10 protein-coding genes are annotated in these 10,948 nt (G+C 63.8%); 5 read left to right on the top strand and 5 right to left on the bottom strand.

The genetic code is table 11. The features are described from left to right. The first annotated feature begins 294 nt into the window (after window positions 1-294). Entirely contained in the window at window positions 295-1,200 is a 906-nt protein-coding gene (locus EN906_RS10080; RefSeq protein WP_245456861.1) for a hypothetical protein, read from the top strand. 97 nt (window positions 1,201-1,297) lie between these two features. Here EN906_RS10080 and EN906_RS10075 read toward each other — a convergent pair whose 3' ends face one another. The 5 genes from EN906_RS10075 to EN906_RS10055 all read right to left on the bottom strand — a co-directional run bounded on the left by EN906_RS10075 (window position 1,298) and on the right by EN906_RS10055 (window position 7,477). After that, window positions 1,298-2,362 (bottom strand): glycosyltransferase family 4 protein, encoded by a 1,065-nt coding sequence (locus EN906_RS10075; protein ID WP_245465124.1) that lies wholly within the window; start codon window positions 2,360-2,362, stop codon window positions 1,298-1,300. Window positions 2,363-2,698: 336 nt separating this feature from the next. Continuing rightward, a complete protein-coding gene (locus EN906_RS10070; protein ID WP_127375157.1) occupies window positions 2,699-4,231 on the bottom strand; it encodes a mercuric reductase in 1,533 nt (510 codons plus the stop codon). After that, window positions 4,221-5,570 carry a glucoamylase family protein gene (locus tag EN906_RS10065; protein ID WP_127266934.1) on the bottom strand — a complete coding sequence of 450 codons (1,350 nt, stop codon included), beginning with the start codon at window positions 5,568-5,570 and terminating at the stop codon, window positions 4,221-4,223. Before EN906_RS10065 ends, EN906_RS10070 begins: the two co-directional genes overlap by 11 nt. A 212-nt stretch (window positions 5,571-5,782) precedes the next feature. After that, entirely contained in the window at window positions 5,783-6,535 is a 753-nt protein-coding gene (locus tag EN906_RS10060) for an SDR family NAD(P)-dependent oxidoreductase (protein WP_127266933.1), read from the bottom strand. 132 nt (window positions 6,536-6,667) lie between these two features. Continuing rightward, complete coding sequence (locus EN906_RS10055; protein WP_127266932.1) at window positions 6,668-7,477, bottom strand: IclR family transcriptional regulator; 810 nt, start codon at window positions 7,475-7,477, stop codon at window positions 6,668-6,670. Window positions 7,478-7,661: 184 nt separating this feature from the next. On the opposite strand from EN906_RS10055, the gene EN906_RS10050 reads away from it, so the two are divergent. The 4 genes from EN906_RS10050 to EN906_RS10035 form a co-directional block, all read left to right on the top strand. Continuing rightward, on the top strand, window positions 7,662-8,675 hold the full coding sequence (locus EN906_RS10050) for an ABC transporter permease (protein ID WP_023811560.1): 1,014 nt from the start codon (window positions 7,662-7,664) through the stop codon (window positions 8,673-8,675). Next, window positions 8,675-9,517, top strand: coding sequence for an ABC transporter permease (locus tag EN906_RS10045; protein WP_127276927.1), 843 nt, complete (start codon window positions 8,675-8,677; stop codon window positions 9,515-9,517). Before EN906_RS10050 ends, EN906_RS10045 begins: the two co-directional genes overlap by 1 nt. Window positions 9,518-9,520: 3 nt before the next feature. Further along, a complete protein-coding gene (locus EN906_RS10040; RefSeq protein WP_127271705.1) occupies window positions 9,521-10,597 on the top strand; it encodes an ABC transporter ATP-binding protein in 1,077 nt (358 codons plus the stop codon). Further along, window positions 10,594-10,948, top strand: a 355-nt coding sequence (locus EN906_RS10035) for an ATP-binding cassette domain-containing protein (protein WP_127375156.1), incomplete at its 3' end; no start/stop codon positions are given. The genes EN906_RS10040 and EN906_RS10035, both read left to right, overlap by 4 nt.

Below are 10,948 nucleotides of genomic sequence, written 5' to 3'. Positions count from 1 at the left end.
GACGTGCGGTCTTGCGCTGAACCGCAAGCACTTCGACCTTTGCCACAATCCGCCGTGTGCCTCCGGCCGAGCCGGGGGGTTGGCCGCGGCACTGCAGCCGGCGAGATCGTCAGCCAGTTGCGATGCCGCCAGACGGTTCGAAATTTTTGGCCCCTGGTTCGGCTCAAGGCGGTGCAAGGCAGGACGTTGCAACGCTATTGGCATCCGCGCTAGGAGTTGCCGATGGGCAGGTTTCGAAGGGCTGTCAAAAGAGCCGTCTACTCCAGGGCGCTAAGGTTTCTTGGCGTTCCGCCCGTGCTGTGGTCGCAGGGCATCGGGCATTTCTGCGATTTCGCCGGGCCGCGCTGGTATCGCAACGCGCCAACTGCATCTACGCAGAGCGAGGCATTTTTCCGCCAACATTACAGCGGCGCGCATGGCATCGTCTGGCTGCGCCTGAGCACCTTGTCCAGGGATGCGCAAACCTGCGACCTCGACACGTTTGTCAGGATCGTGCTGCCGACGATTACGGCACCATTCACGCTGCTGACGACCGATGGGGATGCTTCGGTGCCGTCGGATTTGGCGAAGGACACCGTCGACCAGCTTCTCGCCAACCCTTTCCTGGTCTCCTGGTACAGCCAGAATTGTGATGGCACTCACCCCAGGGTGAAGCCTTTCCCGATCGGGCTCGATCTTCACACGCCTAGGTCTCTTGCCACGCCGGCAGGGCTTGTGAAGCAACTGGAAATCATACGCGCCCGGCAGGATCATGTGGACCGCCGTCCGCCCAGGCTGTTCTCGGATTTCAGCATCAGCAATGGCTCGAGGCAGCGCCGGGAACTGCTTGATGCCCTGGGCGGATGTCCGCACGTCGATTTCCTGACGAAACGCGTCTCGCAGCGCTCGATCTGGCAACTGTACTCGCAATACCCGCTCGTGCTGTCCACCGAAGGCAACGGCCTGGACTGCCATAGGACATGGGAGCTGTTTTATCTCGGCTGCATCGTCGTCACCAGGACCTCGCCGCTCGACCCGCTCTACCAGGGCCTGCCTGTCATTATCGTCGACGACTGGCATGAGGTGAGGGACCCCGATGCGCCGAGACGCTGGATAGAGCAGGTCGCGCATCTGACCGACCGGGACCATGTTTGGCGACGCTTGCATCCGCAAACCTATCTCGGCCCCATTCGGCAAGAGCTTCAGCACGCATCCCGATAGGGCAGGCCACGAAATTCCGGTTGGACGCGGTGCGAAGCGGAGCTCCTGCAAGCGATGTGGAGCGACGTCGCTCCTCCATATCTGGTGGAGGGAGGGATCATGTGCCAGCCTCGTCCAGCCCCAGCCCGCCGCGGACGGCATTGCGGATGGCTTCTGGGCCGAACCTTGCCCAAACCGCTTGATGCGCGCGGATGCGCTGCCGTGCCCTGCGGTCCGCGTCCAGGCAAAGTCCGACAGCCGTCTCGGCAAGTCCTTCATCGGTATCCGACAGCAGCAGTTCCTCCCCGTCGACCAGGTCCAGGCCCTCGGCCGCCAGAGGCGTGGCGATCACCGGCACGCCCCACGCCATCGCCTCCAGAATCTTGATGCGGGTGCCGCCGCCTGCCGCAAGCGGGATGATGGTGAGATGCGCTCTCGACAGAAGCGGCGCCATGTCTCCGGGGTCTTCGACGATCTCCACGCCAGGCAATCCTGCCAGCGCTTGCACGGCCGTTGTCGGGTTGCGCCCGGCGAGAATCAGTGTCGCGGTCGGCAAGGCCAGTCGGATGCGCGGAAGTATGGAGCCGGCTAACCTCTGGACGGCATCGACGTTTGGCGGATAGCCGAGATGGCCGACGAACAGGATCACCGGAAAGCTTTCGTCGGATACGGGCTCGGCGGGCAGCGTTTCGGGGCTGTGCCCGGCGTGCGGAATTCCGTTTGGAACGACATCGATCGGCAACTTGTGCCGGGAAAGCGCCATCAACCGCTCTCGATCCTGGCTCGAGCAGACCCAGACCCTGTCGACAAGGGCAAGCGCCTTTCTCTCGAGACGCCTGATGCCAAGGCCCTCGCTGATCGTCGCCACCGCAGCCCGCTTCGCATCGACGTGCCGCAGCTGACCCGCCAGGTCGGACTCAACATTGTGCATGTCGAGGATGAGCTGTTTCGTCAGTGCCCGCAAAGGCCGCAGCAGCTTGAACAGGCCGATGCCCTCGATCAGCACCGTGTCCGGGCGGAAGTCCCGAACCAGTGTCTCCAGCCGCGTCAAGGCGACGCGCGAGATGCGACGCTCCGCCCTTATACGCCACCACCCGATCGAACTGGAGCGGGCCTCTCCCTTGATCGACAAGGCTTCGGTGCGGATCGACGGATCGGTTGTTTCCGTCGCCTGCGGCAGCACAGATACCAGGCAGACCGGGCCGAATTGCGCAGCAGACTCAGCATTGCGATAGTTCCGCAGATCCGCGCCTGAGATCGGCGGAAAGGCTGGATCGTGGGACACAACCAGCACACGTCGCCCGGCTTTCGCCGCGGAGACAGCGTCGAGCGGTTGTGCGCCCGCGGGTTTCAAAGTGGACGCTCTGGGCTTTGCGCCTGAGACTTCATTCCAGACGGCATGCGTGACGGCCCCAAACCATAACAATCGGCTTCGACTTGTTCAGCCGACGAGCCTTTCGTCAAGCGCCGCATCGTCGCTGATTGTCAGATGCACCAGTTGCGGCAGGCTGCCGGAATATCACCATCGCCTGGACCACGCCAACCAGCGGCCCGCCAGACGCTTCCACGATGAGGTGAGCCTTGTCCGCCGATAGGCGTCGCCGGCCATCTTGATGCCTTGCGCCTGCGTCGGGAATGGATGGATGACGTCGGCCAGCGCACGCAATCCCATGCCCGATTTGATCGCCAGCGACACCGCATTGATCATCTCGCCGGCATGGCTGGCAACGACCGTGGCGCCCAGGATGCGGTCGGACCCCTCCCTGACGTGGATTTTGACAAAACCCTCCTCCTCGCCGTCCATAACCGCACGGGCGACATCGTGCATCAGCACTGTATAGGTCTTGACCGGGATGCCGTTCTGGCGCGCCTCCGCCGGATAGAGGCCGACATGGGCGATCTCCGGATCGGTATAGGTGCACCACGGAATGACCAGTTCGCTCAGCTTCCTGCGTCCGAGAAACAGGGCATTGCGCACGACCATGCGGGCTGTCGCCTCGGCGGTGTGGGTGAATTTATAGGCGAGGCAGACATCGCCCGCCGCATAGATGCGCGGATTTGTGGTGCGGAGACAGTCGTCCACCTTGATACCGTCGGCATCGTATGCCACCCCGGCGTTTTCCAGGTCGAGGCCGTCGACATTGGGCGATCGGCCGATGCCAGTGATGATCTCATCGACGGAAATCGTCGTCGTGATGTCGTCGCACACCAGGTCGGCGAGCTTCTTGCCGCCTTCCGTCCGCACCGCCACCACCTCGGTGTTGAGGCGAACCTCGACACCCTCGCGCGCCAGCGCGTCCGAAAGGATTTGGGCGGCATCGCGTTCCTCACCGGGCAGGAACATCGGTTCGCGCTGCGCCTGGATGACCTTCGCGCCCAGCAGGCAGAAGGCCTGCGCCGCCTCGCAACCGGGCGGGCGGCCGCCGATGACCAGAAGCCGCTTCGGGCACTCCGTGAGATCGAACATGGTCTCGTTGCTGAGATAGCCGGCCTCGACCAGCCCCGGGATGGTCGGCAGCCTCGGGCGCGCGCCTGTCGCGATCAGCGCCTTCCTGAAACGCAAGGTTTGTCCGGCGACCGTGACAGCGTCCCTTCCGGAAAACCGCGCTTCGCCGAAATAAAGGTCGATGCCTTCGGAAATCAGGCTATCGGCGGCATCGGCGCGGCTGATCCGCTGCCGGATCTGCCGCATCCGCGTCATGGCGCGCTGAAAGTTGACGTGAAGACGGTCCGGCATGTCGCCGCCAAAATTCTCGGCATCGCGCATGTCGGCATAAAGCCTTGCGGTGCGGATGATCGACTTCGACGGGATGCAACCGACATTGACGCAAGTTCCGCCGATCAGGTTGCGCTCGATGAGCGCGACCTTTGCGCCGAGGCCGGCCGCTTCGTAGGCGGCGGTCAGCCCAGCCGGCCCGGCACCGATGACCACGATATTGTAGGGATCGTCCGGCTGCGGGTTCTTCCAGTGCGGCGGATGGGCGCCCTTGATCAGCTCAATGTCGTTGTGATCGACAGGAAAGGCGGTAGCCCTGGTCCGGTCACGCGACATCGCCGCCACCCGACGCCGGGCTTGCTGGCTGAGACAGCCAGCCGCCATTGAACCCGGCCTTGCGCAGGCCGTTGCGGATGTGTTGATTTGACCGCATCAGTCTCCAGATCAACCCTGACCGATGGTTCTCGATCATCATCACCACGATGCCTTGATCCAGCCCATAGTGGCCTTCCGACACCCAGCCGTGCCTCCCGAACTTACGCCGGTTCGCCAATGTCGGGTTGAAACCGCTCGGCAGTCGGAAATTACCGATCACCTCGGGGTAGCGATCACCGAGATGGCGCAACGCCGCCAAGCAGATCTCCGGGGCGAAAGGCAGTGATGCCGGATAGGACCAAGGCGCGATCGTCCCGTCATCGGGCCCGAACGGCGCGCCGCGCGCGGCATAGCCGGAAAACCGCCGGCGCTGTCGCTCCACGCTGGTGCGAAAACCGCCTGGCCCGTCGCCCGCCGAAAGACCCCAAAGGTTCTCGTCGTAGCCGCCATAGCCGTAAGGGTTGTGGCGTGCATAGTCGCGGTGCAGATAGGTCGAGCGGCGGCTGTTTTCGAAATAGTCCGAGTTCTTCTCGCGCATGAAGGCGTCGCGGATGCCGGCGAAATCGATCCAGGCATGCGAGAACTGGTGCATGAACAGCGGACCGCCATACAGCACGTCGTAGCCGTAGATGTTTTCCCACTGATAGGTCGCCGTCCAGCCCTCGTAGCTGTTGTCCGAGGTCGGGCTGTCGGGCGAAGCCATCGACAGGATGTAGAGGATCGTGGCTTCGTTGTAGCCCTCCCAGCCATAGTGGAGAAAGCCGCTCTTCGGCTTCCAGCCTTGTCGCAAGGTCGGGCTTGAGCCTTGTGCCCACCGCCAGTCGACGCGCCGGTAGAGCGCCTCGGCCAGTTGGCGGATTTCGGCTTCCTCGTCATCGTCACCGGAGAAATAGGCGCCCGCCACCAGCATGCCCGATATCAGCAATGCCGTATCCACCATCGACAGTTCGCAGCGCCAGACGCGCAGGCCGGTCCGCATATCGAGGAAATGGTAGTAGAAACCCTTGTGGCCGGTGACGTCGTCGCTATGGCCTTGCGGGCTGGCCGAGAAGAAGCGCAGCGCGGCCAGCGTCAGCTTCGCGGCGGCATCGCGCGCCATCCAGCCGCGCTCGACGCCGATCGGATAACTGGACAGCGCGAAGCCGACGACAGCGATGCTGGCCGGCGAATTCGGCCGCGACGTGTCGGCGACCAATCCGTTTTCGGGGTTCACGTTCTCGAGGAAATAGTCGAAGGCGGCGCGCTGATAGCGGTCCAGAAGCTCGTCGTCGGACAGCGCGGCAGGCTCGGCTCTAAGCAAAGGAAACAAGCTCCCGCCGGATGGTTGCAGCGTCCGTCAACCGCCAACCAGTTGCCCCGCATCGGCAGATCATCACGCATGCTGAACTGTCATGCCGCGTCATAGCTTTCCCGTATAGCTTTGTTGCGTCAACGTCGATTCGACGCCTGGGACTATACGCCCCTACGCTCCCGTTCGTTGCGTCGTCACGCGGAATTGAAACGCGTCCTGCCTCAGTAGGTGGCGCGGCCGCCGGAAACGTCGAACACGGCGGCGGTCGTGAACGAACACTCTTCCGAGGCAATCCAGCAGATCAGCGCCGCCACCTCTTCGACCTCGCCGAAGCGCGCCATCGGTATCTTGGACAGCATGAAGTCGATGTGCTCCTGGCTCATCTGCTTGAAGATAGCGGTGCGCACGGCCGCCGGTGTGACGCAATTGACCGTCACCTTGGTCTTGGCCAGTTCCTTGCCGAGCGACTTGGTCAGGCCGATCACCGCGGCCTTCGAGGTGCTGTAGGCCGAAGCGTTGGGATTGCCTTCCTTGCCGGCGATCGAGGCGATGTTGACGATGCGGCCATAGTTGCGCTCGAGCATGTGCGGCACGAGCGCCTTGTTGCAGTAGAAGACGCCGTTGATGTTGATGTCGATGACCTTCTGCCAATCCTCGGTCGAATAGTTCCAGGTCGTCATGTTCGGCCCGGTGATCGCCGCACTGGTGACCAGGATGTCGACACCGCCAAGCGCTTCGATCGCCGACTGCTTGGCGCGTTCCACGCCGGCCGCATCGGCGACGTCGATGGCAACACCGTGGAGGCCGGGAAGGGTGGCTTTGGCCTGTTCGATCTGAGCCGGATCGCGATCCCAGACTGAAACCCGTCCGCCCTCTTCGACAATCCTCTGAGCCACTGCCAGACCGATGCCTGAAGCGCCGCCGGTGATCACCGCCGCTCGACCGCTGAACCGCCCTGTAAAATTCATCGGCATCCTATTTTCCCGATCATCCCAACCCGATGGACGATGACGGCACGCGACCGCCATACCATCGACTGCGACTGTGCGGTCCCCATCAGGCGAGTTCAAGCCGGCATGCGAGGCCGATCGTCTGGGCCAATCCCGTTACCCGGGATTTCCCTCGAGCTCTCTGCCCAGCGCCTTCACCATCGCCACCAGCGCCGGTCCGATCTCGGCATGCGCGCGCTCTTCCGTGATGATCTCGCCGATGCCGCCGCAGGTGATGGCAACCAGCGGCGAGCCGTCACTCGGACGGAACGGCACGCCGACCGCATGAATATAGCTGTGCCAGGCGCCGAACGACGTCACATAGCCCTTGTCTGCATACTGGGCGATCGCATCGTCGATCGCCGCCCCGATCATCGCCGCCCTGTCCGGCTCGGCCTCCTGCAAAGCCTCCACAAGGCGAGCGCGCTCCTCAGGTGAAAGGGCCGCCGCATAGGCCAGCCCCATCGATGTCTTCCAGATCGGCAGGTAGGAGCCTGGATTGAGGCGCAGCGTGACAAGGCTCTCCGACCGGCAATTGGCCAGATAGACCATGTTGAGGCTGTCGCGCGTGCCGAGCGCCACCGCCGCACCGGTCAGGTCGGCCAGCGGCTGCATCAGCGGCCGGGCGACGTGAACGACGGCGCTGGAACTGAGCGCCGAATAGCCCAGCGCCACGGTGGCGGGTCCCAGGCTGTAGCGGCCAAGGTCCTTGTCGTAGAGGAGATAGCCGAGCGCGCTTAGCGTATAGGTGATGCGTGAAACCGTGGCCTTGGGCAGGCCGGTGCGGGCAATGATGTCCTGGTTGCCGAGTGAGGCATCGCCCGGGCGGAAGGCGCGCAGGATGCCGAGCCCGCGCACCAGCGACGACGAAAGCTGCGCGCCTTCGCCTTCAAGCTCCGTCTCGTCCCTGGTGGCTCGCTTGCGCACGCTGAGGTCTTTCTGGCGTCGTCGTCCGCCTGTCGGGCCAGCGTCGCCGGCGTTGTCTAAAAAATGAAATTAAATTCCATTTATATTGACAGGCGCTTTCCCCCACTGTCAATATGCTTCCCTCGATGGCATCTCCAAGCGCCCTGTGCCATCTTACGAAGCCCCTCCTTGTGAAGGTAGCCACGTGTCTCGCTATATTTTGCGCCGGCTTATCGCCATGCCGTTTCTGGTGCTCGGCATCGTCACCATCGCCTTCCTGATCACTACGGTGACCAAGGGCGATCCGCTGACCGCGATTGTCGCCGAACAGCAGATGAGCAACCCCGAAGTGGTGGCCGCCGCCAAGGCGCGCTGGGGTCTCGATCGTCCTTTGCCGGAACGCTATATGATATATCTTGGGAATCTGCTGAGCGGCGATCTTGGCACCTCGTTCATCACCAAGCGCAATGTCGGCACCGACATTCTCTACCGCTTGCCGGCAACGCTCGAACTGGTTTTCGCTGCGATGATCTTCGGCACCACGCTCGGCATTGTGCTTGGTGTGCTGGCCGCCTATTTCCGCAACAGCCTGATCGATCATGGCGCGCGGCTGTTCGCCTTGTTCGGCTCTTCGCTGCCGGTGTTCTGGTCGGGGCTCGGCCTGTTGTTCATCTTCTCCGTCATGCTGAACTGGCTGCCGGGGCCGGGCAGGGTCGATGCCCGCCTGGCATTGCCGCCCGGCATCACCGGCTTCCTGACCATCGATTCGCTTCTGGCTGGCGACTGGACCGTCTTCAAGGACGCGCTCTGGCACCTGCTTCTGCCGGCCTTCGTCCTCGGCTGGACGGTTTCCGGCACCATATCGCGGCTGGTGCGCGCCAACATGCTTGATGTGATGAGCCGCGAGTTCGTCCTCACCGCGCGCGCCAAGGGGGCGAGCGAATTCCGCGTCGTCATCGTCCATGCGTTGCGCAACACCATGGTACCGACCCTGACCGTCATCGGCTATTCCTTCGCCTATCTGATCACCGGCGCGGTGCTGACAGAAACCATCTTTTCCTGGCCCGGCATGGGCTCCTATGCCGTCGAGGCGGCGCGCGCGCTCGACTTCCCGGCGATCATCGGCGTCACCATCGTCGGCGGCCTCGCCTTCCTGGTCACCAACCTCATCACGGACATCCTCTACGTGGTGGCCAATCCGCGCGTGAGGTTGAGCTGATGTCGGCGGTCACAACCAAATCCCATTCCGCCGCTGTTCCCGAATGGCTGACCGCGCCGTTGGTCATCGGCACGGTCGTCATCCTGTTCTGGCTGTTCATGACCGTCTTCGCCGCCTTAATCGTGCAGTTCGATCCGCTCGAAATGGTCGCGCGCCGCTTGCAGCCGCCGAGCTGGGCGCACTGGCTGGGCACCGATGCTCTCGGCCGCGATGTTCTCGCCCGCACCTTGCACGGGGCGGCGCATTCGCTGCCGATCGCGGTTCTGGTCGTCGTCTCGGCTGTGGTGATCGGCTCGCTGCTCGGTGCCATTTCCGGGTTCGTCGGCGGGCTGACCGGTGCGGCGATCATGCGGCTTGTCGACGTCACTCTGTCCTTCCCGCCGATGCTGCTGGCTATGGCCGTCGCGGCGTCGCTTGGGCCGGGCCTCGGCAATGCCGCCATCGCCATGGTTCTGGTCTGGTGGCCGGTCTATGCCCGGCTGATGCGGGCGCAGGTGCTGGAGGTGAAGGAGCGTGAGCATGTCGAGGCGGCGATCGCCGCCGGCGCCAGGCCGCGCCGCGTGCTGTTCACGCACATATTGCCGCTTTGCTGGACCCCGGTGCTGATCAGCGCGACGATGGATCTCGGCCAGGTCGTGCTGCTTGCCGCGTCGCTCAGCTTCATCGGTCTCGGCGCCACGCCGCCGACGCCCGAATGGGGGTCGATGATCTCCGATGGCGCCGTCCATTTCTACCAATGGTGGATCGCCTTCGGTCCGGGCGTCGCCATCCTCACCATCGTGCTCGGCTTCAACTTCATCGGCGACGGCTTGCGCGACATTCTCGATCCAAGGTCGGATTAAGCGATGAGCGCACAGATATCTTCAGCGCAGTCCGGCGCAGCCGACAAGGCAGGCGAGCGCGAGCCGCTGCTGTCCATACGCGGCCTGCGGGTAGGCTTCCGGCGGGCAGGCGATCAGTTCGAAGCGGTGCGCGGCATCGACCTCGAAGTCGCCAAGGGCGAAGTGGTCGGCATTGTCGGGGAATCCGGCTCGGGCAAGTCCGTCGGCATGCTCGCCGCGCTCGGCCTGACGTCGAAGAACGCGGTCGTCACCGGTTCGGTCCGCTTCAACGGCGACGAACTGGTCGGCAAATCGTCACGCGAAATGCGCAAGATCAGGGGCGCGCGCATCGCCATGATTTTTCAGGACCCGCTGTCCTCGCTAAACCCGGTGATGACCGTCGGCGCCCAGATCGCCGAGGCGGTCAGGCTGCATCAGCGCGTCACCCGCAAGCAGGCCATGGCGCGGGCGGTGGAATTGCTCAATCTGGTGGCGATCCCGCAGCCGGAGCGCCGGGTGAACCAGTATCCGCATGAATTCTCCGGCGGCATGCGCCAGCGCGCGGTCATCGCCATGGCCGTCGCCAACGATCCCGATTTGCTGATCGCCGACGAACCGACCACGGCGCTCGATGTGACGGTGCAGGCGCAGATACTGGCAGTGCTGCGTTCGTTGCAGGAGCGGCTCGGCCTTGGCCTGGTGCTGATTACCCATGATCTCGGCGTCGTCGCCGGTCATGCCGACCGCGTCGCGGTCGTCTATTCCGGCCGTGTCGTCGAACAGGCTGGCGTATCCGAGCTGTTCGCCGACCCGCGCCATCCCTATACGCGCGGCCTCATTGCCTCGATCCCCAATCTCGAGGAAAGCCGCGAGCGGCTGTTTTCGATCGATGGCTCGCCACCCGCACTTGGGCGCTTGCCGGGCGGCTGCGCCTTCCATCCGCGCTGCATCTATGCCGAGGCACGCTGCAGGACCGAGGATCCGCCTTTGCACGACATAGGCGGCCGCTTCTCGGCCTGCCATTTCGCGACGACCTTGCCGCCCTTCCATAGCGCCTCGCTGGCGGCGGCAGAACTGGACAGTGGAAGCATGGCCCCATGAGCGCAGTGGAGCAAACTCAAGTCGAAACCAAGCCGGCGGCAGCGCTTTCCGTGCGCCATCTTGTCAAGGATTTTCCGGTTCGCGGTGGCCTCGTCTTCGATCGCGCGGTTGCCCATGTGCGTGCGGTGGCCGATGTGTCCTTTGACTTGGCGCCGGGCGAAACGCTGGGCCTCGTCGGCGAATCCGGTTGCGGCAAGTCGACTCTCGGACGCTGCCTGATGCGGCTGATCGAGCCCACCAGCGGCGAAAGCTGGTTCCGGGGCCAGAACCTGCTCGCCCTCAACCACGAAGACATGCGCCTGATGCGGCGCTACATCCAGCTGGTCTTCCAGGACCCGTACGGGTCCTGGA

Source organism: Mesorhizobium sp. M7A.F.Ca.CA.004.06.1.1 (assembly GCF_003999135.1).
Taxonomy (GTDB): domain Bacteria; phylum Pseudomonadota; class Alphaproteobacteria; order Rhizobiales; family Rhizobiaceae; genus Mesorhizobium.
Note: the sequence above shows the minus strand (reverse complement) of the source record. Positions and strands in the feature narration are given on the sequence as shown.